Origin of the sequence: Arthrobacter sp. MYb227, from assembly GCF_002975435.1 — a bacterium.
GTDB lineage: Bacteria > Actinomycetota > Actinomycetes > Actinomycetales > Micrococcaceae > Paeniglutamicibacter.
Window position 1 is genome coordinate 1 of sequence record NZ_PCPT01000008.1, and the last position, 21,850, is coordinate 21,850.

23 protein-coding genes are annotated in these 21,850 nt (G+C 56.9%); 5 read left to right on the top strand and 18 right to left on the bottom strand.

Translation table 11 applies throughout. The features are described from left to right. Positions 1 to 404 precede the first annotated feature (404 nt). On the top strand, positions 405 to 1,415 hold the full coding sequence (locus tag CQ018_RS14455) for a nitronate monooxygenase family protein (RefSeq protein WP_105550730.1): 1,011 nt from the start codon (positions 405 to 407) through the stop codon (positions 1,413 to 1,415). Positions 1,416 to 1,424: 9 nt separating this feature from the next. Here the strand turns inward: CQ018_RS14455 and panC are convergent, their stop codons facing one another. The 14 genes from panC to dacB form a co-directional block, all read right to left on the bottom strand. Then, positions 1,425 to 2,357, bottom strand: coding sequence for a pantoate--beta-alanine ligase (gene panC, locus CQ018_RS14460; RefSeq protein ID WP_105550867.1), 933 nt, complete (start codon positions 2,355 to 2,357; stop codon positions 1,425 to 1,427). Positions 2,358 to 2,433: 76 nt separating this feature from the next. Beyond that, a complete protein-coding gene (locus CQ018_RS14465; protein WP_105550731.1) occupies positions 2,434 to 3,327 on the bottom strand; it encodes a Rossmann-like and DUF2520 domain-containing protein in 894 nt (297 codons plus the stop codon). After that, entirely contained in the window at positions 3,311 to 4,870 is a 1,560-nt protein-coding gene (locus CQ018_RS14470) for a PH domain-containing protein (protein WP_105550732.1), read from the bottom strand. Before CQ018_RS14470 ends, CQ018_RS14465 begins: the two co-directional genes overlap by 17 nt. Positions 4,871 to 4,872: 2 nt before the next feature. Then, on the bottom strand, positions 4,873 to 5,385 hold the full coding sequence (locus CQ018_RS14475; RefSeq protein WP_105550733.1) for a PH domain-containing protein: 513 nt from the start codon (positions 5,383 to 5,385) through the stop codon (positions 4,873 to 4,875). Beyond that, positions 5,366 to 5,866 carry a DUF3180 domain-containing protein gene (locus tag CQ018_RS14480; RefSeq protein ID WP_105550734.1) on the bottom strand — a complete coding sequence of 167 codons (501 nt, stop codon included), beginning with the start codon at positions 5,864 to 5,866 and terminating at the stop codon, positions 5,366 to 5,368. Before CQ018_RS14480 ends, CQ018_RS14475 begins: the two co-directional genes overlap by 20 nt. Next, positions 5,863 to 6,369, bottom strand: a complete 507-nt coding sequence (gene folK / locus CQ018_RS14485) for a 2-amino-4-hydroxy-6-hydroxymethyldihydropteridine diphosphokinase (protein ID WP_105550735.1) — start codon at positions 6,367 to 6,369, stop codon at positions 5,863 to 5,865. Before folK ends, CQ018_RS14480 begins: the two co-directional genes overlap by 4 nt. Beyond that, a complete protein-coding gene (folB, locus tag CQ018_RS14490; protein ID WP_105550736.1) occupies positions 6,366 to 6,734 on the bottom strand; it encodes a dihydroneopterin aldolase in 369 nt (122 codons plus the stop codon). Before folB ends, folK begins: the two co-directional genes overlap by 4 nt. A gap of 13 nt (positions 6,735 to 6,747) precedes the next feature. Beyond that, the gene (gene folP, locus CQ018_RS14495) at positions 6,748 to 7,665 is read right to left on the bottom strand and encodes a dihydropteroate synthase (protein ID WP_105550737.1); all 918 of its coding nucleotides are present in this window, start codon (positions 7,663 to 7,665) and stop codon (positions 6,748 to 6,750) included. A gap of 9 nt (positions 7,666 to 7,674) precedes the next feature. After that, positions 7,675 to 8,286 (bottom strand): GTP cyclohydrolase I FolE, encoded by a 612-nt coding sequence (folE, locus tag CQ018_RS14500; protein WP_181149912.1) that lies wholly within the window; start codon positions 8,284 to 8,286, stop codon positions 7,675 to 7,677. Positions 8,287 to 8,318: 32 nt separating this feature from the next. Further along, positions 8,319 to 10,274 (bottom strand): ATP-dependent zinc metalloprotease FtsH, encoded by a 1,956-nt coding sequence (gene ftsH / locus CQ018_RS14505; RefSeq protein ID WP_105550739.1) that lies wholly within the window; start codon positions 10,272 to 10,274, stop codon positions 8,319 to 8,321. 231 nt (positions 10,275 to 10,505) lie between these two features. Beyond that, on the bottom strand, positions 10,506 to 11,057 hold the full coding sequence (hpt, locus tag CQ018_RS14510; protein ID WP_105550740.1) for a hypoxanthine phosphoribosyltransferase: 552 nt from the start codon (positions 11,055 to 11,057) through the stop codon (positions 10,506 to 10,508). A gap of 158 nt (positions 11,058 to 11,215) precedes the next feature. Further along, positions 11,216 to 12,226: a tRNA lysidine(34) synthetase TilS gene (gene tilS, locus CQ018_RS14515; protein WP_181149913.1), complete on the bottom strand. Its 1,011-nt coding sequence runs from the start codon at positions 12,224 to 12,226 to the stop codon at positions 11,216 to 11,218. Positions 12,227 to 12,239: 13 nt separating this feature from the next. Beyond that, on the bottom strand, positions 12,240 to 13,358 hold the full coding sequence (locus CQ018_RS14520; protein WP_105550868.1) for a zinc-dependent metalloprotease: 1,119 nt from the start codon (positions 13,356 to 13,358) through the stop codon (positions 12,240 to 12,242). Between the two features lie 86 nt (positions 13,359 to 13,444). Next, positions 13,445 to 14,869 (bottom strand): D-alanyl-D-alanine carboxypeptidase/D-alanyl-D-alanine-endopeptidase, encoded by a 1,425-nt coding sequence (dacB, locus tag CQ018_RS14525; protein WP_105550742.1) that lies wholly within the window; start codon positions 14,867 to 14,869, stop codon positions 13,445 to 13,447. Positions 14,870 to 15,003: 134 nt separating this feature from the next. Between dacB and CQ018_RS14530 the strand changes: the two genes are divergently transcribed. Then, positions 15,004 to 15,489 (top strand): inorganic diphosphatase, encoded by a 486-nt coding sequence (locus tag CQ018_RS14530; RefSeq protein ID WP_105550743.1) that lies wholly within the window; start codon positions 15,004 to 15,006, stop codon positions 15,487 to 15,489. An 85-nt stretch (positions 15,490 to 15,574) separates the two neighbouring features. On the opposite strand, the gene CQ018_RS14535 is transcribed toward CQ018_RS14530, so the two are convergent. Further along, entirely contained in the window at positions 15,575 to 16,942 is a 1,368-nt protein-coding gene (locus CQ018_RS14535) for a PLP-dependent aminotransferase family protein (RefSeq protein WP_219844065.1), read from the bottom strand. Positions 16,943 to 17,047: 105 nt separating this feature from the next. On the opposite strand from CQ018_RS14535, the gene CQ018_RS14540 reads away from it, so the two are divergent. The 3 genes from CQ018_RS14540 to CQ018_RS14550 all read left to right on the top strand — a co-directional run bounded on the left by CQ018_RS14540 (position 17,048) and on the right by CQ018_RS14550 (position 18,914). After that, a complete protein-coding gene (locus CQ018_RS14540) occupies positions 17,048 to 17,737 on the top strand; it encodes a YitT family protein (protein ID WP_105550745.1) in 690 nt (229 codons plus the stop codon). 27 nt (positions 17,738 to 17,764) lie between these two features. Next, positions 17,765 to 18,379: a hypothetical protein gene (locus tag CQ018_RS14545; protein WP_105550746.1), complete on the top strand. Its 615-nt coding sequence runs from the start codon at positions 17,765 to 17,767 to the stop codon at positions 18,377 to 18,379. 118 nt (positions 18,380 to 18,497) lie between these two features. After that, entirely contained in the window at positions 18,498 to 18,914 is a 417-nt protein-coding gene (locus CQ018_RS14550) for a DUF1761 domain-containing protein (protein ID WP_105550747.1), read from the top strand. A gap of 7 nt (positions 18,915 to 18,921) precedes the next feature. On the opposite strand, the gene CQ018_RS14555 is transcribed toward CQ018_RS14550, so the two are convergent. From CQ018_RS14555 to serS, 3 genes are all read right to left on the bottom strand, one after another. Next, positions 18,922 to 19,347 (bottom strand): hypothetical protein, encoded by a 426-nt coding sequence (locus CQ018_RS14555; protein ID WP_105550748.1) that lies wholly within the window; start codon positions 19,345 to 19,347, stop codon positions 18,922 to 18,924. 197 nt (positions 19,348 to 19,544) lie between these two features. Then, positions 19,545 to 20,405: an HAD family hydrolase gene (locus CQ018_RS14560; RefSeq protein WP_105550749.1), complete on the bottom strand. Its 861-nt coding sequence runs from the start codon at positions 20,403 to 20,405 to the stop codon at positions 19,545 to 19,547. A 150-nt stretch (positions 20,406 to 20,555) separates the two neighbouring features. Next, positions 20,556 to 21,842, bottom strand: a complete 1,287-nt coding sequence (gene serS / locus CQ018_RS14565; protein ID WP_105550750.1) for a serine--tRNA ligase — start codon at positions 21,840 to 21,842, stop codon at positions 20,556 to 20,558. Positions 21,843 to 21,850 lie beyond the last annotated feature (8 nt).

Sequence of the window (21,850 nt, forward strand, 5' to 3'; positions counted from 1 at the left end):
AAATAAATTGGTATCAACAAACTTGGCACACTATTGAGTTCTCAAACAACAGACGCATCCAACATCCACGACCCGGAAACCCGGCGCTTCGCTCTGGAGCTCTTACAACTTCACCCACAAACACACCAGCATCAAAAAATACTGAAAATGTTTGGGAAATCTTCGCTTCGTTCACCCGCGCTTCACCCTCTCGGGCTACGCTTCGGTGTCCGGCGCGAGATATAACTATACGCAGAACCAGACCAAAAGTCCAAACGAAGGGCACTTCACTCGCAAACACCCCAAAAACCCCCAAAACACAAGGAAAACACCACCATAAACACCTGAAACAGGCACTCACGCAGCCCAAGAACCCGTGAGTGCTCCATCACAGCAACAATCTCTTTCGGTCATAGACTCGGAATATGTCTGATTCTTCAATCTCATCCGGGCCCGTCTCTACGCAAGCTGACTATCTGCAGCAGGTATTGGGCTACACCGAGCCAATCTTCAATGCCTCTATGGCAGGAGCCGCTGGTGGTGCACTTGCCGCCGCGGTATCAGAGGCAGGAGGCGTTGGCATGCTGGGCATCGGTGGGAGTCATGATGCCGGGTGGGTCAAAGCTCAAAGTGAACTAGCCGCTGCTCCCGGGAAGCCCTGGGGTGCAGGACTCATGGCCTGGGTATTAGAGGAGTCGTTGGAACCGTTGAAGAACGTCCTTGAACACGCTCCTTCCTTTATCTGTGTAAGTTTCGGAGATCCGGGACCTGCGGCACGCCTTGCCCATCAAGCCAACGCTTTAGTAGGTATGCAGGTGGGAAACGCCGCGGAACTATCCCGCGCACTTGAATCCGATATCGATGTGGTGATCTGTCGGGGTAGCGAAGGTGGTGGGCATGGACGCAACAACGTTTCCACCCTTCCTCTCTTGCAGCTTGCGCTTTCAAGGACGTCAAAGCCGGTGATTGTTGCCGGAGGTCTGGCCACTGCCCAGGGAGTTGCAGCGGTATTGGGTGCCGGGGCCAGCGCTGCATGGATCGGCACAAGGTTTGCTGCGGCAGCCGAGTCTTTGAGCCACACAAAAATCAAGGAAGCTATCGGTTCGGCAAGTATCGATGACACCGTATATACGCGCGCCTTCGATGTCGCCCAACGTATTGCCTGGCCTGTCCAATATGGGGGCCGTGCACTTCGAAATGAATTTAGTGATCAGTGGGTCCAGAAGATCGCCGAGCTCAGGACCGAGGTTGCGCGCGGTGAGGAACTTACCGAGATGGTTATTCGGGCTCGAATGGAAGCGGATGTGGCAACTGCCCCCGTTTACGCCGGACAGTCTGCCGGATTATCCAGTGCCGGGATGAGCGCAGCACAGATCGTTGAAGAACTCTCCGAATTCCGCAGCATACTTACCCGCGCGGCCCAGCGTTGGGGATAAACCCTTACCCTAGGCTCCGGCCGGATGGTAACCCAACGGCATATTGTCAATGAGTCGCACTTCGCCGACCTTGGCGGCAACCAATAGGAGGCCTTGGCCGGTAAATGGTGTTTCACGACAATTGAAGGCAAGCTCGGCAAGGGTATTGGGGTCGACTACTTCAAGGTAGTCGAGTTCTACCAGCGGTTCGCGAGCAAAAATCTCGGCAACGTCCTCGAGGAATAGTGGCTCATGCTTTTCCGCACGCACCCTAATAATGTTCATGGCCCGGTAGATCACAAGAGCGGCCTCCGCTTGTTCCGGGGTCAAGAATTGGTTACGACTCGAAAGCGCCAAGCCTTGTTCCGTGCGAATGATGGGTACAGAACAGACATCGACAGGAATGTTCAGGTCCTTGACCATCCTGTTGATCAGCACCAGCTGCTGGGCATCCTTCTGCCCAAAATATGCTCGATACTTCACAGCAACCGGGCAGCTTGCCGGCGGCATGGCAAAATTCAGCAATTTCACCACAACGGCTAACATTCCATCGAAGTGTCCGGGGCGTGATGCTCCCTCAAATTTGGAGCCCAAGGCCCCCGAATCAATCTTCACCAGTGGTCGCCCATCGGGGTAAACCTCAGTGGCCGATGGAGCAAAGACAATATCTGCTCCGGCGCGGGCAAGAATTTCTACATCGGCATCGAGCGTGCGAGGGTAGCGCGCATAATCGGCAGCGTCATTGAACTGCAGTTCGTTAACGAAGATGCTGACCACCAGCACATCATTTTGTTCTCGTGCCGTGGCTACCAAGGATTCGTGTCCCGAGTGCAAGGCACCCATAGTGGGAACCAGTCCGACTGACACCTGCCTGTCTGCCGTTATTGCAGCGATCACGCGCACTTCAATTGCCGCAGCAAGCTCGGCTGCTGTATTAACTACCAGCGGTTGCTTCTGATTCATTTGCAGGTCGGTGCTCACGAAAGACAGTTTAGCTCCCGTTTGTTCCCCGCGCAGAGGGAAAACAAACGGGAGGTTCTTAGCTTGCAGAATCAAGCGCTGTAAGAAGAGCTGCCAGCTGTCGGTCGTTGATCAGTCCACGCGCATTGGCCCGCAGCGCCGTGGCCCGACTCATTGCCACGTATCCTTCGCGGGTGTCCTGCGCAATATGTTGTGCATTCAGTGCGTGCTTATGTTCAAGGACGGTTTGCACATCCCCGCGAGCCACCGGCCCGGTCAGCGCTCCCTCGCCGGAAGCCAGTGCGTTTTCAAGGGAGGCTCGCATCAAGGAGGAGAGCACTCGTTCTGGCTGGTCAATACCGATGGAGGCCAGCAGGCCCGCCGACTGCCCGGCAATAGTCACCAAATGGTTTGAGGCGTGCGCCAGTGCCGTGTGATAGATGGGTCGGTTTTCCTCGCTGATCACCACGGGCTCTCCGCCCATTTCCACAACCAATGCCTGTGCAATGGGCAGGACCATATTTGATGCGGTAACCCCAAAGGCGCAATCGGTGAGCCGTTCAAGATCCATACTCATGCCGGTGAACGTCATAGCCGGATGAATGGCAAGCGCGATGGCACCGGCCTGTGTGGCAGGAGCTAGGACGTTAGTTCCATAGCGTCCTGCGGTATGAATCACCAGTTGGCCGGCCTGCCAGTGACCGGCTGCGGCAAGACCAGCAACAAGATCCGCAAGTGCGTCATCGGGAACCGCAAGGAGTACAAGTTCGGCTCGGCGCAAAATTTCGGGGATCTCTAAGACCGGAACCCCAGGAAGTAGCATCTCTGCGCGTTCTTTTGAGGCTTCGGAAACAGCATGAACACCGACTATTTGGTGTTCTGCTGCCCGCAACGCGGAGCCCAGCACCGCTCCGACCTTGCCGGAGCCAATGACCCCGATGCCTAGCCGACCCGGTTTAACGCTCTTCATCATGAAGGTTTTCCTCTAACCAGTGATTGGTGTCGAATTTCTTTCGGGCCAGTGCCGCACGATCGGACTGGGACAAAAATAATGCCCTGGCTTCTTCTACATCTAACTGTTTGACCACAGGGGTTACCGGTCCGGCAGTAGTTGCAAGTCCGACTTCTGCAACGTTAAAGCGGCGAGCCAATGGTCCCTGTGACAACCGAATACCCTGGGTGCGTTCGTGCGGAACAATCACCGTGGTGCGGTGCAAGGCACCGTTGCGTGCCACCAACGCTGTATGGGTTACGGCAAAACCTTGACGACGGTAGGCCAACGGTGAGAGCGGCCGAACGCGCGGGTCCGAGGTAGTGAATCCGTGATCTTGGCCGGTTCCATTGATTGCAGCAGCGAAAAAGTCTCTCGCCTCTTGAACCCCCGGGTCCGGAAGCACCACCGAGAGCACCGCCAAAACATCTTCATAGGTTCCCACCGGGAGCAGCACCGAACGTTCCTCTGAATCTTCGGCCCCCGGTCCACCAATTCCTGCAACGTTGACGGCAACCCGGTACCAACCGGCCCGACGCCAAAATAGCGGTCCATGAATTTCAATGGCCTGCACGCGGCCCGGTGGCACCGTCTGATGCCGGGTATCAAGTAGCCCGTAGCTCAAACGTAGGCCATCGGCGCTGGTGGCTGCCTTGAAGTTGTAGCCGGTATTGATGTGTTTCCACATCAGGCCTCCAACACCCAAAAGTCCTGGAAGTAGGAAAAGGGGTCGGAAATCTTCAACCATGCTCATCGCGACGCCCACGGCAATGATGGCAACGAGTCCAAAGATCGCCACCGGGCGCAGTAACAAGGATCCGATAAGCCGGCCCAGTGGGACCATGGCAACCACGCGTTCGCTGGCCTGCTGTGTCTGTACTCCGGCGGATGTTGGTGCCGGCGAAGGCACCTGTTGCGGCAAGGAAGTCTGCAGGTGCGTCGTTGTCTCTGGGTCCATCACTGTGGTGAGCTGCGTGGAAACCTCGGTGTGCTGTTGACCAGTTGAAGATTTGAGCCCGGCGGCTCGGGCAAGAATAGTATTGCGCAACTCTTGGGCTTCGGAGAGCTTAATGAAGGCAAGGCTCATCGCCGCAGATCCCGAGTCCGCAACATCAAAACGCAGTTCGGCTAGGCCAAAGATACGGGCAACAAGTGGCTGGGCAATATCAATTGATTGCACCCGATCAATGCGTGCCTGACGTTGCTTGCGAAAAACCATCCCGGAGTTCACGTTCACGTGACGATCGGTAATTTGGTATTTGGTAAACCACCAGGAGCCCAAAAATCCCAACAAGATCACTATCAAGATCCCCGAACCAATCAAGATGGGAATCAACAGCGATTCTCCCATCATGAAGCCGTCCTCAGGCGAGGAAAGCTCTGGTTCGATGAAGGATGAGAGAGTATTTTGTCCGTAAACAAAGGCGATAGCCACCACGGCAATCCAGCCACGGACCAGTGGAGAGACAGGGTGTACCCGATGCCAGGGTTCCCGAGTGTTGGTGTCGTCTTGCGTGTGTGGCATGTTTACAGCCCGGCCAATCGTGATTCACCGCGGGCAGCTAATTGTTCACGCAGTCGAGTTCCCTCGGCCAAGGGCAGCCCGGGGATTTCTGCTGTTGCATCCGCTGCTGCCGTGTGAAGTTTGATCTTGCACAGCCCCAGCATCCGGTCGATGGGACCCACGGCAACATCAACAAATTGCATGCGGCCGTAGGGAACCACCAAAACTTTTTGGAACATCAATCCGTGACGGACCAACAGGTCATCGTCTCGTTCGGCGTAACCAATGGCTGCTACCTGACGCGGAATCACTGCCAATCGGATGAGCTCGGCAATTAAGACGATGGCGGGTAACCCGATACCTAGCCACAAGGGATACCCGGGCCAGACACCGGTGAGCTGCAAAACCAAGGGAACCGAGAGCACCACCAGGGTAATAAGCGCCGAAATGCCCCACCCAACCATGCGAACCTTTGCGTATTGCGGGGATACCCGCATCCAAGTAATTCCGGCTGGGTCAATTGGTTCCTGCTGCATAGCCTTCCTCATCCTTGCCCTTGGCGCGTCCTTCCGGGCTCGAGGGCTCCTCCGGAGGAAGTTTGCAGAACTGTTCCACAACCCAACCAACGATAGCCATGACCAGCGCACCACCGGTCATCAGCAAGGATGATTTCACGGCATCACTTCCGCTACCCGAGGCACCCAGCAGACCAATGAGGATGCCAATGTGCCATCCGGCAATCGTGCTTCCGGCATACACACTTGCTTGGGCCAACACCAGCGTACGGGCAGCAGCAATGGGACTAATCGGAGACTTACTTTTTCCACTTGTATAGCGTTTGACCCGTATTCCCATGATCAACGTCAGCACAGTGGCGGCACCCATGGTCAATAGGGAACTCCAGTGCAGCACGGGAACCGCATATCCACTTGAGGCGGTGATGAATTGCACCGTATATCCGGCGACGGTTCCCACCACCAGGACCGTGGCTACCCACAGTGGGCGCAGCGAATTCATGACCCTGCTTCCCCTTCGAATCGTCTAATACCCGGTGTATCGACTGCCCGTGCGGCAAGTGTTGCAACGGATTCACCGCGTAGTTGGGCCACAGGTTCCATCCATGACCAGGGAAGTAACACAAAGCCACGGATCGCCGCCCGCGGATGGGGCAAAGTGAGTACCGGGTCAGTACTGAGCAGCTCGCCGTAGGTAATCACATCAATGTCAAGGGTGCGTGGCCCCCACCGCACCTCACGGGTACGCAAATGCGTTTCTTCAACGTTTTGGCAGGCGGCAAGAAGCGCAAGCGGTTCAAGGCTCGTTTCGATGCGCAGCACTAGATTCAAAAAATCTGCTTGCCCCGCCGGCCCGCCCACCGGCTTGGTCACCGCGGTCGGTGAAACGGCAAGCACCGTAATACCGTTGGTTGCTTCAAGCTCACTCACCGCAGCTTCAAGAGTTCCCGCGCGCTCACCAAGGTTAGAACCTAGGGCGAGGATGCAGGAGATTGGCGTGTTCATGCCCGTTCCCGATAAATATGGATTGTGACGTCGCTAAAGGGAACCGGGATGGGCGCCTTGGGCTTGTGAACTATTACTTCTACGCCGGAGACGACTGCAAACTTTTCTAGCACGGCTGCAGCAGTTTTTTCTGCCAGAGTTTCAATAAGGTCCCAGGGACCCGCCTGAATTTGCTGCACCACGAGTTCACCAAGTTCGCCGTAATGAGCGGTGTCGGTAACATTGTCGCTTGCGGCCGCCGGACGAATATCGGTGTGGAGCACCACGTCTAGGGTGAACGGTTGCCCGTCACGCTTTTCGCTCTCGAACACCCCGTGGTGTCCGATGGCGGTGATCCCACTGAGGGTGATGGTGTCGGTGCGCATACGCGTTTCTTCCTTAGAGCGCCGGGACGGGAGCTGCCGACCATGCGTGGGCAACTTTCACAGCGTCAAGGTTTGCTGAAACATCGTGAACTCGTACGCCCCAGGCACCGTTGATGGTGGCCAGTGCCGTTGTGGCAACTGTTGCTGCATCACGGGCGGTGGGGGTCGCTGGCTTGCCATCGGCTTCCAGTAGGGAACCGAGGAAACGCTTGCGGCTGGTGCCCACGAGGACGCGGTGTCCCATGGCGCTGAAACGTTCGAGTCCACGCAACAAATCCCAGTTGTGTTCGGCGTTCTTGGCAAAGCCAAGTCCCGGATCGAGGATTAATTGTTCGGGCTTCACGCCTGCAGCAACAAATGTGTCACGCAGGGCGCTGAGCTCTTCGATGACTTCGTGCAGCACATCGGTGTAATTGGCCTCGGTGACCATTGAGGTTGCATCCCCGCGGCGGTGCATCAGCACGTAGGGTGCACCGGTTTCGGCAATCAGCCCCGGCATCTCTGGCTCGTGGGTGAGTCCTGAAACATCGTTGATGATGTGGGCACCGGCAGCCAAGGCCGCGCGTGCCGTGGAGGTGTGCATGGTATCCACCGAGACGATGGCACCTGCCTTAACCAACGTGGTGATCACCGGGATGATGCGGGCTTGTTCGTCTTTGGCGTCTACCGGGGCAGCGCCAGGACGGGTGGATTCACCACCCACGTCGATGATGTCCGCACCACCGTAATGCATGCGCAGGCCGTGGGAGATTGCATCGTCAAGCTTTGCGTATTTGCCACCGTCGGAGAAAGAGTCTTCGGTAACATTCAAAATTCCCATGACCAGGGTGCGGTCGGAGGGCAAATCTGCCAGGGTACGGGCTGTAATTTTGCGGATGACCGGTAGTGGGCTGGTGGCCGGACCGGTTCCGGGGATCGCTCCAAGTGACATGGTTGTCTCCTACTTTCCTAGGATTAGGCTCATGGCTTCTGCGCGGGTTGCTGGTTCGCGAAGTTGTCCGCGCACGGCGCTGGTTACGGTTTTGGCACCGGGTTTGCGAACCCCGCGCATTGACATGCACATGTGCTCGCACTCAACAACGACGATGGCTCCACGTGGGTTCAGGTGCTCAACCAACGCATCAACAATCTGCGTGGTCAAGCGTTCCTGGACCTGCGGGCGTTTGGCAAAAACTTCGACCAGGCGGGCCAGCTTGCTCAGCCCGGTGACCTTGCCATCAGGGCCGGGGATGTATCCGACGTGCGCGGCGCCGTGGAACGGCACCAGATGGTGCTCGCAAGTTGAGTAGAACGAGATGTCCTTGACCAATACCAGCTCGTCGTGTTCGATGTCGAACGTGGTGCTCAGGTGATCTGCTGGATCCTCGTGCAGTCCGGCGAAGAACTCGGCGTAGGCCTTGGCCACCCGCTTGGGGGTGTCCTGTAGACCGTCACGATCCGGGTTCTCACCAATTGCATGCAAGATTTCGCGCACAGCATTTTCAATGCGCGGCAAATCAACTGCACCGGTACTTGCGGCGTTGGTTTCGTCTAACTGATCGATCTCGTTCACACCTTCGATCTTAGCCTGAGTGGCGTGCGGCACTATTCGCCGACGGTTTCGCCGGTGCTGCCGGACTCCTGCTGACTGGCAACTTCCTTGGGGCTGAGTACCGGACCATTGGCGTGAACCGGACGGGAATCCTTGCTCAACCAGACCTCACGCTCGGGGCGCTTAACTAGGTCGTGGAAGAGTTCCTCGATTTCCTTCTGGTTCAGCGTCTCGTGTTCCAGCAGCGCTAAGGCCAAGCGGTCAAGCACGTGACGGTTCTCGGTCAGTGCCGCATAAGCGTCATCGTGTGCCGCATCGATCAGCGCACGAACTTCCTCATCAACCACGTTGGCCATGGCATCCGAGTAATCTCGGCTCGCCGCCTGGCCGTACATGGCATCTCCGGAAGAGGAACCCAGCTTCACCGCGCCAATGCGTTCGGACATGCCGTAGTCGGTGACCATGGCGCGAGCCGTGGCGGTCGCCTTTTCAATATCGTTTGAGGCACCGGTGGACGGGTCGTGGAAAACGATTTCCTCGGCCACGCGGCCACCCATGGCGTAGGCCATCTGATCGAGCAGTTCGTTGCGGGTTACCGAGTACTTGTCGTCGTCCGGGACCACCATGGTGTAACCCAGCGCGCGACCGCGGGGCAGGATGGTGACCTTGGTGACCGGTGCGGTCTGGCGCATTGCCGCGGCCACTAGGGCGTGTCCACCCTCGTGGTACGCGGTGATCTTGCGTTCGTGTTCCTTCATCAGACGGCTGCGCTTCTGTGGACCGGCCATGACGCGGTCAATGGCTTCGTCCAGAGCGCGGTCATCGATCAGCTGCGCGTTGGAGCGCGCGGTGAGCAGCGCTGCCTCATTTAGGACGTTGGCAAGATCCGCGCCGGTGTACCCGGGGGTCTTCTTGGCAACTGCCTTCAGATCAACGTTGGTGGCCATGGGCTTGCCCTTGGCGTGAACCTGCAGGATCTGTTCGCGGCCGATCATATCCGGTGCTTCAACAGGGATCTGGCGGTCAAAACGTCCCGGGCGCAGCAGTGCCGGGTCAAGGACGTCCGGGCGGTTGGTTGCGGCGATCAAGATGACGTTGGTGGTGGCGTCAAAGCCGTCCATTTCGACCAGCAGCTGGTTAAGCGTCTGTTCGCGTTCGTCGTTGCCGCCACCAATGCCGGCTCCACGGTGACGACCCACTGCGTCGATTTCGTCAACAAAGATAATGGCCGGGGAGTTGGTCTTGGCTTGTTCGAACAGGTCGCGGACACGGGAGGCACCCACGCCGACGAACATTTCGACAAAGTCTGAACCGGAAATTGAGTAGAACGGGACACCGGCTTCACCGGCGACTGCCTTGGCCAACAGGGTCTTACCGGTACCCGGAGGACCGTAGAGCAGCACACCCTTGGGGATCTTGGCGCCTACAGCCTGAAATTTGCCCGGTTCGCGCAAGAATTCCTTGATTTCGTGGAGTTCTTCAACCGCTTCATCTGCGCCTGCAACATCGGTGAAGGTTACCTGCGGCATGTCCTTGGTGATCAGCTTGGCACGGGACTTACCGAACTGCATGACCTTGGAGCCACCACCCTGGGAGCGGGCAAGGATGAACCAGAAGAGGCCGGCAATCAGAATGAACGGGATCAAAACACCGAGCATCGAGAGGAACCAGTTGTTCTGCACCGGCTGATCCGTGTAACCGGTAAGGTTTGCCTCGTTGACCGCGTCAACTACCTGAGTGCCACGTGGGTAGGAGTAGTAGAACGAGACGTTCTTGCCCTTATCGGAGCCATCAATCGTTAGTGGGCTCTTCAGGGTCAGGTCAACACGCTGTTCCCCGTCGAAGATTTTGGCTTCGGAAACTTTGTCGTCCTTGAGCAATTGCATGCCAAGGCTCGTATCGATGCGACCGTTGTTTCCACCCAAAAGTGTCGGAAGGAATATCAGCAGCACTGCGGCGCCTAAGAGCACCCAAATGATCCAACTGTTAAAGATCTTTTTCGCGTTCATTGATTGGGGGTCCCGCCCCATCCCTCCTGCTTTCGGACGTTTCTTCGTCCGGGCGTCCTGGGCGACGCCACTACCTTGCTACACGTTAATAAGTAAACGCCCTATAGGGATTCTACGGATGGGCCATCCGATAAGTTCCCCTTTGGGCGTAAGAAGACCCGTGGTTATTCCGTCAACAGACGAAAAAGACCACGGGTCCCCTGCTTTTAAACTTTCGAGCAGAACCGGCTCTTACTGGTAAACGTGTGGTGCCAAGGTGCCAATGAAGTCTAGGTTGCGGTACTTCTCATCGAAGTCTAGGCCGTAACCTACGACGAATTCGTTGGGGATTTCCATGCCGACGTACTTCACGTCGATCTCTACCTTTGCGGCTTCCGGCTTGCGCAGCAGGGTGCAAATCTCCACCGAGGCCGGGCCACGGGATTCGAGGTTTGCCAGCAGCCAGGACAGGGTCAGGCCCGAGTCGATGATGTCTTCAACGATCAATACGTGCTTACCCAAAAGGTCGGTGTCCAGATCCTTGAGGATGCGCACAACACCGGAGGATTGGGTACCCGATCCGTAGGAGGAGACCGCCATCCAGTCCATGGTGACGTGGCTGTGCAGGGCACGGACCAAATCTGCCATGACCATCACTGCGCCCTTGAGGACGCCTACAACCAGGATGTCCCGGCCTTCGTAGTCGGCGTCGATCTGAGCTGCGAGCTCTTCGATCTTGGCCTGGATTTCTTCCTTGGTGTAGAGGACATGCGCCAGATCTGCACTGACATCGTTCGAATCCACGAGGGCTCCTGGTTCTGGGGTCGACAAAGACCGGTTGAGGGGGGTTTCTACTCAAGAACTAGAGTGCCACAGTCCGGCGCTTAGTGGGGAGCCTAGCGACAGGTTCTTGGCGTTACTTAGCGGCTTGAGGGCCTAGGGTGTGAGCGAATTCTCACCGTTTAGGCCCGAGTTGAAGCATTTTTGGTGAGTTTTAGCATTGCAACAGATCCGCGTATTGAACGGTTTTTGGGGATGCGAAATACTTGCACATTTCCATCCATTTGGATGGGTCCTGCAGATTTTGAACCAAAAAGTAAGGTTTCGAGTGCTTCGAGGCGCTCAAAATTTGGGCTAGGAGCACCCAATTTGCTCACTGCAGCGCGTAAGACTCGGCCTCGCACAGCATCTGGTAATTCGCGCAACGCGGGAATCGAAAGCACCAAGGTGGTGGGATCGGTGAATTTTTCAAGCAACGCCAGCTGCGTGGCAGCTAGCTGATCGAGGTATTCGGCATCCCGACGGGCAAGAATCGCGGTTCGTGCCAACGAGGTAGGGATTGTGGTTCCCAGGACGTCTTTGAGCACCGGCATGAGTTGGTTGCGGATCTTATTGCGTAAATATTTTGGTGCGGCGTTTGTTGGATCCACCCAATAGTCGATCGCCTCATGGACACAAATTTGTTCAATTGCTGTGCGGTCTAGGCTCAAAAATGGGCGCAGATACGGGCCTCGAACCGCCGGCATGCCCGCCAACGAGAGCGTTCCGGAACCGCGGGCAAGCCCCAGGAGTACCTGCTCGGCTTGATCATCGAGTGTGTGACCAAGCAAGATTCGGGTAGCCCCACTCATAACGAGTGCCTGCTCAAAAGCCGCATAGCGAGCGTTGCGGGCGGATTCTTCGGAATCGTTTGCTACTTCAACTTGTAGCACTAGCACCGGTTCAAGTCCCAGATCCGTGCATTGTTCTGCAGCCCGGTTCGCCACAACATGGCTGTCTTGCTGCATTTGGTGATCAATGATCACCGCTCCAACCCGCAGGCTTTTCTTCCTGTTGAGGAAGGCCGCGGCCGCGGCAAGGGCCAGCGAGTCGGCTCCACCGCTACAGGCAACCAGCACAAATTCACCCGGTTCAGTGGCCGTGCTTAGTGCCTTTCGGGCAGCTGCCACCACCGGTGGAAGTTTTCCTCCCATCGGATTCGCTCGCCTACGCTTCGCTTGCCGCAAGCATACGGGTAGCCCACAGTTGAGGGTCATGGAGTTCGGTTTCGGTGGGAAGGTTTTCCGCCTTTTCCCACACTTTATTGAAAGTTTCCATGCCCACTAGGGCAACAGCCTTATTCACAAACCGTTGGCCATCGGCGTACTGGCGCATTTTTGCATCCATGCCCAGCAGGTTACGAATCCACTTTTCAACGGGTCCACGATTCTTACCGCGTCCACCAAATCGCTGGCGGATAGTCTTCACCGTAGGGATTACGCTGGAATCCACGGCATCCATCACCACATTTGCGTGTCCCTCAAGCAAGGACATAACCGCAGTAATGTGGGAGAGAATTTCTTTTTGTTCACTGCTCTGTAAGGAAGAGAGCAACCCCAAGGTTTTCTTTTCATCGAGCGGCTCATTTTTTGTCTTCTTGGTGCTTCCTAAGGACCCAGAAATCGCTTTGAGGCGTTCACCCAAGGCCTCGGGCTCGGCCAGCAGGGACGCGAGAAGCTCCGAAATTTTGCCGCGTAGGTGTTCGCGCAGCCAGGGTGCCGCGGCGAACTGAACCCTGTGCGTTTGTTCATGTAAGGCAACCCAGAGCCGGAAATCATCGACGTCGACCTTCAGTTCCCGTTCGATCGAAACAATATTTGGCGCCACCAAGACAAGGCGTCCACCGGAAGGAAGATCCTCACGCAGCAGCCCGGCGAAGGGATCATATTGGCCAAGGACTTTGGAGGAGAGAAAAGCAAGGATCGCTCCGAGTTCAACGCCCGTGGCGATCGAGGAAAGCACCTGGGTGGTTTCGCTGATCTTGGCCCCACGGGTTTCAGCAAGTGACTTCATGGCGGGGTCCAGCATTGCTTCAAAGCTATGCACGTTGGCTCGGGCCCAGCCCGGCCTATCGACAATCAACACCTGAGAATCGCGTAGATCTTTCGCGGCCTGAAGTCCGGTGATTCGGTGAACGTGTTCTACCGCTGCATCTGCCTTAACACGCAGATCGGCGACTACCGCTGCAATCTGTGCTGCGTTTAGTGTGGGGCCGGCGCTCACCAATGTTGCTGCGGTGTTGGCCGCAAGTTCCCAATTGATCATCCGGAAATCGGTGTTGTCCATAATTCCCATCCCATCACGATTCTTGGTGTGTGGGTGGGATTGCGCGCCAAGCAAAATTTGTTGGCGACGACCAGCTGCCAATATTTTCAACGACAGCCGCAATTAGTGAGGTAGGCAGCCGCCGCATCGAGCATTCCCTTGTGCGGTGCTAGTTGCCCGTCTTCGGTGTTTACGAGGAAGGAAAAGGAGAGCACGCGCCCATCCTTGGTAACGGTCAGCCCGGTAAGGGAGGAGATATTGACAAGTGAACCGGTTTTGGCACGCACTATGCCGCGGGTGCTTGGTGTGATCATGCGTGTACTAAGTGTTCCGGTGGAACCTGCAACAGGAAGCTGGTAGCTCAGATCGCGCGGTGCGTTATTTGGTGAGGTTGCAGCGTATTTGAGTGCCGAGGCAAGGGTCAACGCGGAGACCTTATTTGCTGCAGCCAGCCCGGAATTATCAACCAGTGAGAGTCCGTCATGGGCAATCCCCAGCTCAGCAATGTGTTCCTCAACTACCGAGGCACCGTGCTGGTAATCCCCGGGCTTTCCCTTGGCGATGGCGCTGAGTCTGCCCAGTGCTTCGGCAACATAGTTATCCGAGTCTTCAAGCATGAAGGTGACTTGCTCGCCAAGTGTTGCCGAGGAAATGCTCGCTAGTTCGGTGACGCCTTCTCCCGCGCTGGCCCGGCTGATCTGTGGTTCAAGTGTTGGGGCACCAGCGGTTTTTGCTAGCTCCGCTCGCAGTGCGGACGCAAACGCAGATCCTGCGGCCATTGCGGGGTCTTTGGAACGAGGGGACTTGGCCCCGGCATCTACACGCGCTCCATATAGCGCCAGCGGTGCAACGGCGGAAATATTATTGGTGTCCATTAGTGATTGATCCCAGTTGGGGTTCAACGCCGGAGAGGTAAAGAGAGAATCATCAATTTCCAGGTGCAATTTCTTGCCGATTTCCCCGGATCTTTGGGCTTCAAGAATTGCTTGTACAGCCTCGCCGGCAAGCGTGCCGAGCCCGGCTCGACCGCTAATGGCCTTTGCATCGGCACCGGAACCCAACAACACGTCCCCGCCACCGACAAGCACCAACGTACTTGAGTCTTTGAGCATTACCTTGGTAGTGAAACGGTGATCTTCACCCAAAATATTTGTTGCCGTCAGAGCCGTGAGTATTTTTAGGCTTGAAGCCGGGATTCCTGGTTCATTGCCCGAACGCGAATAAATTTCTTCATTAGCTGCGATGTCGATCACGCTCGCAGATACCTTGGCATCGGATACACCAGCGGAAAAAATAGCATCCAATCCGGTCTTCAGTGTGCTGTTCTCTGGCCGCGGAGCCGCGGGATCCAACGGGGCAAGTGCCGTGGGGGTTACCTGGGTAATCACCGCTGGGACCGGTGGTTCTATGACTTTTTTGGGACTCGCGGTACCGGCAAGTACGGGAATCAAAAATAAGGCAACCAGGCCAAGGGTTAGACCTGTCACCAATATCAATATCCAGCTAGCAAAGCGTGAGCGCGCGCGCTTCATTCAATTACTCTCAAATCGTCGTAGTCCGTGTGTGCCATATACCCTTAAGCGCAGCACCCACTAAGACTAGACGGCAAACGGATGCGCCCGCGTTCGCACGTGCCCCTGGTCACGAGAGTCGAGGAGACTTCTTTATGAGCCACGACGTCACCATCGAGATCCCTGCCGGATCCCGCGTGAAGTACGAGATCGATCACGAGACCAACCGTCTGCGTCTAGATCGCGTGCTGTTTACCTCCATGCAGTACCCGACCCACTACGGCTTCTTTGACGAGACCTTGGGCGAAGATGGCGATCCGTTGGACGCACTAGTCTTCATCCCCGGCGTTGACCTGTTCCCGGGCGTTGTCGTTGAGTCCCGCCCGATCGCCGTGTTCAACATGACCGACGACGGTGGCGGAGATGCCAAGCTAGTCTGCGTTCCGGCCGACAAGCGTTTTGACCACATCAAGGAATTTGAAGACCTCGACCAGTGGCTGATCAAGGAAATCGAGCACTTCTTCCTGCGTTACAAGGACCTTGAGCCAGGCAAGTGGGTCAAGGCCGAGGGCTGGGAAGGCCGCGCAGCTGCCGAGGCCGAGCTCGAGCGTTCGATCGAGCGTTTCAAGGCTCAGGCCTAAGTCTTAGGTAGTTAGCTACCGTTGCAAAGGTGGGTGGGAGCATGTGCTCCCACCCACCTTTCTTTTTGCTCATCTCAAAACGTAGTTAAGCAATAGCCTTCCATGACTCGATGAGTTTGGATATTGCTAGCTCTAAGTCGTTTCGGCCAAGTGCGTAAGGGACACGTAACCAGTTCTCTAGGCCGTGATCTTCTACCGCAAAAACCGAGCCTGGAGTCAGTAGCAACCCACTTTTTTTGGCCTGCTCGCTGAGCACCGTAGCCCGGGGTAGCGGTAGGTTGCACCACAGGGACATGCCACCTGATGGTTTACGAATCTTCCACTCGGGCACGGCACTGCGCAGTTCGCCAAAAACCCAATCTCGGTTCTGCCGCAATGTAGTGCGTGTGCCCTCATCGAGTCCCGCACGTTCGCTCATGAGCAGGGTCAGGACTATTTGTTCAAGAACCGGGGTGCCTAAATCGAAAGTGGAGCGGGCCTGATGTATGGCGCCGACGAGCTTATGCGGTGCGCGAATCCACCCCATCCGCAGTCCTCCCCAATAGGTCTTACTTGCGCTACCTATGGTGATGAGGTTCTGCGAAAATGCGGACATGGGCAATGTCTCGGGTTTTTCATCCAGCCAGAGCTTGGCATTTGTTTCATCAATGAGCCCGACGACACCATGCCGCGTCAGAGAATTGGCCCAGCGTTCACGGCCCTCATTGTCTAGCAGGGTTCCCGTGGGGTTGTGAAAATCTGGAAGGCAGAGCATTACCTGGAAGTTTCCGCGGGCCAGCATGTTTTCGATTCCCGCTAGGTCGCTACCTTCGGGAGAGATGGGGATTGTCGAAAGTCTGCTGCCGTGTTGGCGCAAGGACGAAACCGAGTTGGGATAGCTGGGGCTTTCGACAAGCACGTGAGCACCGGGTGGAAGTATTGCTCGGGCAATGCTCGGAATTGCGGATAAAGCCCCGGCTGTGACAATGATCTGCTCCGGATCTGTGGGCAGCCCGCGAATCGCGTAATCGTTAGCTATGGTTTCGCGCAGGATGGGTAACCCCAACGGGTAGTAGCCCATGCCTCCGATATAGCCAGGAAGTTGATCCAAGGCGCGTTCGTAGTATTGAGCCACACCTACCGGTGCCAGTGGTGCGCCACAGGTTAGGTCTATTCCTGGGGTGCGGAACACCTCGGTGGAGGAGGGGATCAGTGGTTCGGCGCCACCACCGACGTTGCCACCGGGAATCCGAATTCTGGTTCCTGAGCCTCGTCGCACTTCGGCAAAGCCACGCTCGCGTAACTCTTGGTAAGCACGTGTGATGGTGGTTCGGCTCAGTCCCAGCGCGTTGACCAGTTCCCGTTCGCTGGGAAGCATGGTTCCGTGAAGCAGCCTGCCGTTAGTGACAAGGTGTCTGATTCCATCGGAAAGCCACGCGTAGGCGGGCTGCTCGTCCACACGAGTTCCCAGCATGGTGCTGAGTCTGTGTGCGGGTAAATGCCGTTGAGTCATACTCATAAGTCCACTTTGCCTAGATTGGCACTTTTTTTCAAGGCCACTTTGCGAGAAGCTTAGTACATGAGAAAACGCACCATCCCCGAATTAGTTCAGCTCACGCCCCTTGAACAGCTCAAGGCCGGCCGGCTTCCCTACCGGCTGGTCCAGCTCTTTGTTGGTCTGACACTCTTTGGGTTTGCCATGGCAGGATTCGTGCGTGCGGGCCTGGGCCTCGCTCCGTGGGACGTGCTGCACTATGGAGTCACTCTACGCACCGGGCTAAGTCTGGGAACCGTGGTGATTATCTTCGGGTTCATCGTGCTCTTACTGTGGATTCCGCTACGCCAAATGCCGGGACTAGGCACCATCGCCAATGTCTTATGGCTCGGTATCACTGCAGACATCGGACTAGCAATCATTCCTCAGGCTGAAGGCATCGTGGCTCAACTAGCAATGTTTACGGGAGCCCTAGTGATCAACGGGCTTGGCGGTGGGCTCTACATCGGCAGCCAGCTGGGTCCCGGACCTCGCGATGGGCTGATGACTGGGCTACATGCGCGCACAGGAATAAGTCTTCGGCTGGCTCGTACCGGGGTGGAAGTTCTCGTCTTAGGTATCGGCTGGTTGCTGGGCGGCATCGTTGGCTTCGGCACCGTACTCTACGCACTTGCTATTGGCCCGGTGACTCAACTCTTCTTGCGTTATTGCATTGTTGAACTTCCCAAGCACTCGCACACCGCACCAGCCGCCGAAGCGAATACCACCGCCTAGCTTTTAGACACGTGCATAATTGGTGGTGTGTACGTAGTTACTTTAAAGCAACGTGACCGCCGTGAGGCCGGGGATACTAGTGAGGCACTGCTTCACTCACTCTCCGAGATATCGGCACTCACCCCCTTTCAGCCTTCCGGTTCAGCGCTCCTGATTGGCGCGCCAGAAACTGCCGAGGAAACCGTCAATGCGGTTCTCACTGCCCTGCGGTTCCCAGGCTGGGTTCTCGGGGTGGGAGTAGGCAGTCTTTATGAGCCGGTCCCCGCCGATGCCCAGTATCTGCAAGGCACCGCGCTAGGTTACGCGTTGACGGCAACCGAACGAGCCGAACACACCGGTGATCGTGTTCCCGTGAGAGTGATTGGCATCAATACCGAACTTGCCGCCGAAGCGGAGGCGGTCCTGCGCCTTTTGGGGCAGATTATTTCCAAGCGTAGCGTTGCCGAATGGGCCGTGTTGGATCTTCTCACTCCCGGGGTACGCGGACAGCAAAAATATGTTGCCGCAGAGCTTGGCATCAGCTCTCAAGCGGTGTCTAGGGCCGTTGTACGTTCGTCATGGGTCGAGGAATTAGCCGCCAGGCCAGCCGCGGCACGATTGCTGAAGTGGGCCGACGCCCCGGGCTCGATACCTGGGATCTAGCTACCTCCAGTTCCCCGGCGACTGTTTGACGTTAGATCTGTTGACCTGACGCTTCTTGGACGTAGGATTCTCCTACAGATACCGGAACGCCCGGGGTCTACTGTGTCAGGAGCTTACGATGGTCCCGGAAATTAACTGGTTTGCTCTCATTCTTGCCACCATTTCAACAATGGTGGTTGGCTCCGTTTGGTACACCCCAAAGGTCTTTGGAAACTACTGGATGCGCGTGACCAAGATGCTCCCCGGGGAGGCCAAGAGCGCCGTGGCCCCCATTCTCGTCACCCTAGTTGTAAGTTTCATCAGCGCCTGGGTTTTGGCCGGTGCAACATTCTTGGCGTTCGAATTTTATGGCGGCTCTTACCTCGCCAACGCCCTACTGACGGCGCTAATTCTTTGGGGTGGCTTTACCGCCGCTCGTTTCATCACTCACGATGCATTTGAGGGTCGCCCGGTCGGGCTGACAGTGCTGAATTGTGCCCACGAACTCGTGACATTCATGGTTATGGCACTGATTATTGGGCTCTTCGGCGTGTGATAACTGCTTATTTAGTGGGCGTGGGAAGTGGATCTTGTGGAAATTCAAGCCACCCGATGGTGTAATTTCCGGAACGTTGAAACACGTCAAAGGCCTTGCCTTCGGGATGACTCGGGGTGGCAAGCTTGAGCTGTGACCATTCACCAAGCGTTGAATCCGGGATCGGTGTTGCGGTGAATCCCGCGGTAACACCGAGATCTTTGAACTCTTGAGCAAGGTGCCCAAATTGTTCGCCAACCGTATCGGTGCCGCCGGTGGTAGTGACGCGGCAAACCTCTATTTGATCTCCGCTTAGGGTTGCCTCGACGAGATGATCCATTGCTTCTTGCGCGCTTGGCTTGCCGGTGTTGCAGATAATATCCGGGGAGCTACATCCACTGAGCAAAAGACCCGTACCAAGCATGGATAGGGTCAGAACTAGTGCGCGTTTCATGGTTTAAAGCATAGCCATGGAAGTGAGTAGTTTTGACGCCGCGGATTGTGATGGTTCCCATTGCGGACCAATCCAACCCACTAAGGCTATTGACTGGATTAATTAGTGGTGGAATGAACTGTGGGCTAAACCCGAGAACTCCGCCCCGCCCCCTAGGGATAACCCGCGCGGGCGAAGTGGAATTCGCGAGAGAGTCGTTAGTTGGGTGAGGACTGCGGCTCGTCAAGAACCGAGCGCAAGACGCTTGCCAGCCCGTCATCGTCAACCCCGGCGGTAATTTCATCGGCAACGGCCTTGACTTCATGGGGAGCTTGGCCCATGGCGACCCCACGGCCCGCCCAGGCAAGCATTTCAATGTCATTCCGACCATCGCCCACGGCGATGGTCTGACTCACTTCATAGCCAAGCTTTTCGCGCAAGATCTCAAGGCCGCTAGCCTTGGTAATTCCTTCGGCAGCAATGTCCAGCCAGGCGGTCCAGCCCACCGAATAGGTGACCCCTGAAAGACCCAGGGTCTTGACTGCTTCCCCAAAATCATCGGCGGTGGCATCGGTGGAGAACACCACAAGGCGCACGGCGGTCGCCTCGAGCATTTGATCGAAAGTTACCGGCTTTGCGACAACACCAAAGCTTGCATCCTGGAATCGTTCGGTAGAAAGAAAACGCCCGGCATCATCTTCCAATGCATATTTGGCCGTCGGAAGGGCCTTGATGAGCGCGCGCAGGGCTGGAGCTGGGTCAAAGGTCTTACGGTCGATGACCTCGTAACCATCCTCAAGGCTCAGGTCTAGGCGTACCGTGACTCCGCCGTTGCAGCACACCGCATAGCCGCTTTCGATGCCAAGCATGCGAATCACTGGCAGTGTGGCACCCAACGAGCGACCGGTGGAAATGACTACCTCGTGTCCGGCGGCAACGATTCCCCGGGCTGTATCCTTCACGGCGCGGCTCATGGCGCCGTCGTGATTCACTAGGGTGCCATCCACATCGAGGCAGATCATGTACTTGTTTGTTGCTTCTGACCGGTCTTCGATGCCGGTTCTTGTCATAACTGTCATTGAACCAGTGAATCATCAAAGCAAAGATTTGGGCATGAGGTAGCACACACCCACCCATGAAGTCCCGGTGAACGTTTGGTATTAAATGCCTAGGGGGCACCGCACCTGCGTTTAAAGCAGTGCGCTGCCCCCAGAGAGTTAATGCGTTTTTTAGAGAACTGGAAGAACTTCCATGCCGCCCAGGTACGGGCGCAGCGCCACCGGCACGTTGACCGAACCGTCAGCGTTCTGGTGGTGCTCAAGGATCGCCACGATCCAGCGGGTGGTCGCCAGTGTGCCGTTGAGCGTTGCCACGGAACGAGTCTTACCCGGCTTGCCGTCCGCGCCGATCTCGCGTTCGCGGATGTTCAGGCGACGGGCCTGGAAGGTGGTGCAGTTCGAGGTAGAGGTGAGTTCGCGGTATGCGTCCTGGGTCGGAACCCACGCCTCGCAGTCGAACTTGCGCGCTGCGCTCATGCCCAAGTCTCCTGCCGCTGTGTCAATCACGCGGTAGGGAAGCTCGACCTTGGCGAGCATTTCTTCTTCCCAGGCCAAGAGCTTGGCGTGCTCGGCCTCGGATTCCTCCGGGGAGCAGTAGACGAACATCTCCAGCTTGTTGAACTGGTGCACCCGGATGATGCCTCGAGTATCCTTGCCCGCGGAACCCGCCTCGCGGCGGTAGCAGGAGGACCAGCCGGCGTAGCGAGTGGGCCCTGCCGACAAATCAAGGATCTCGTTGGCGTGGTAGCCGGCCAAGGCCACCTCAGAGGTGCCCACCAGGTACAGGTCATCGCGCTCGAGCTTGTAGATCTCATCGTCGTGTTCAACATCGAAGCCGGTGCCCTGCATGGTCTCGGGGCGCACCAGCGTCGGAGTGATCATCGGGATGAAGTCGTTTTGCACGGCCTGGTCCAGTGCCATGTTCATCAGCGCGATTTCCAGCCGGGCACCGATGCCCTTGAGGAAGTAGAAGCGCGATCCGGAGACCTTGGCTCCGCGTTCCATGTCGATGGCCCCGAGCAGTTCGCCCAGTTCCAGGTGGTCACGCGGCTCAAAGCCCTCGGCGGCAAAGTCTCGCGGGGTGCCCACGTGCTTGACGACGGTGAAGTCGTCCTCGCCGCCGGCGGGGACCCCGTCGAGGATCAGGTTGGGGATGGAACGCTGCAGCTTGGTGTAGGCCTCGGCAGCGACATCGGAGGCCGCTTGGGCCGCCTTGACGTTCTGCGAGAGTTCCTTGACCTCGGCGAGCAGGGCCTGCTTTTCCTCGCCCTTGGCTGCGCCGACCTTCTTGCTGAAGGCGTTCTGTCGGGCTCGCAGCTCCTCAAAGGATGCAATCGACTCGCGGCGCGCCGAATCGGCGGCCAAAATCGCATCAATCAGGGACTCATCCGCCCCGCGGGCGCGCTGCGAGGCGCGGAAGGTATCTGGATTTTCACTGAGTAGTTTTACGTCGATCACACCATAAG

Excerpts from the sequence above, each read along its gene's own strand:
- folP (WP_105550737.1), bottom strand. The coding sequence starts at position 7,665 with ATGTCACTTGGAGCGATCCCCGGAACCGGTCCGGCCACCAGCCCACTA.
- CQ018_RS14465 (WP_105550731.1), bottom strand. The coding sequence starts at position 3,327 with ATGATGAAGAGCGTTAAACCGGGTCGGCTAGGCATCGGGGTCATTGGC.
- CQ018_RS14520 (WP_105550868.1), bottom strand. The coding sequence starts at position 13,358 with ATGGACAACACCGATTTCCGGATGATCAATTGGGAACTTGCGGCCAAC.
- CQ018_RS14535 (WP_219844065.1), bottom strand. The coding sequence starts at position 16,942 with ATGCTGGGAACTCGTGTGGACGAGCAGCCCGCCTACGCGTGGCTTTCC.
- CQ018_RS14480 (WP_105550734.1), bottom strand. The coding sequence starts at position 5,866 with ATGAATTCGCTGCGCCCACTGTGGGTAGCCACGGTCCTGGTGGTGGGA.
- CQ018_RS14555 (WP_105550748.1), bottom strand. The coding sequence starts at position 19,347 with ATGAAACGCGCACTAGTTCTGACCCTATCCATGCTTGGTACGGGTCTT.
- CQ018_RS14530 (WP_105550743.1), top strand. The coding sequence starts at position 15,004 with ATGAGCCACGACGTCACCATCGAGATCCCTGCCGGATCCCGCGTGAAG.
- CQ018_RS14560 (WP_105550749.1), bottom strand. The coding sequence starts at position 20,405 with ATGACAGTTATGACAAGAACCGGCATCGAAGACCGGTCAGAAGCAACA.
- folB (WP_105550736.1), bottom strand. The coding sequence starts at position 6,734 with ATGCGCACCGACACCATCACCCTCAGTGGGATCACCGCCATCGGACAC.
- dacB (WP_105550742.1), bottom strand. The coding sequence starts at position 14,869 with ATGAAGCGCGCGCGCTCACGCTTTGCTAGCTGGATATTGATATTGGTG.
- panC (WP_105550867.1), bottom strand. The coding sequence starts at position 2,357 with ATGAATCAGAAGCAACCGCTGGTAGTTAATACAGCAGCCGAGCTTGCT.
- CQ018_RS14540 (WP_105550745.1), top strand. The coding sequence starts at position 17,048 with ATGAGAAAACGCACCATCCCCGAATTAGTTCAGCTCACGCCCCTTGAA.
- CQ018_RS14455 (WP_105550730.1), top strand. The coding sequence starts at position 405 with ATGTCTGATTCTTCAATCTCATCCGGGCCCGTCTCTACGCAAGCTGAC.
- CQ018_RS14550 (WP_105550747.1), top strand. The coding sequence starts at position 18,498 with ATGGTCCCGGAAATTAACTGGTTTGCTCTCATTCTTGCCACCATTTCA.
- CQ018_RS14470 (WP_105550732.1), bottom strand. The coding sequence starts at position 4,870 with ATGCCACACACGCAAGACGACACCAACACTCGGGAACCCTGGCATCGG.
- CQ018_RS14475 (WP_105550733.1), bottom strand. The coding sequence starts at position 5,385 with ATGCAGCAGGAACCAATTGACCCAGCCGGAATTACTTGGATGCGGGTA.
- folK (WP_105550735.1), bottom strand. The coding sequence starts at position 6,369 with ATGAACACGCCAATCTCCTGCATCCTCGCCCTAGGTTCTAACCTTGGT.
- tilS (WP_181149913.1), bottom strand. The coding sequence starts at position 12,226 with ATGGGAGGAAAACTTCCACCGGTGGTGGCAGCTGCCCGAAAGGCACTA.
- ftsH (WP_105550739.1), bottom strand. The coding sequence starts at position 10,274 with ATGAACGCGAAAAAGATCTTTAACAGTTGGATCATTTGGGTGCTCTTA.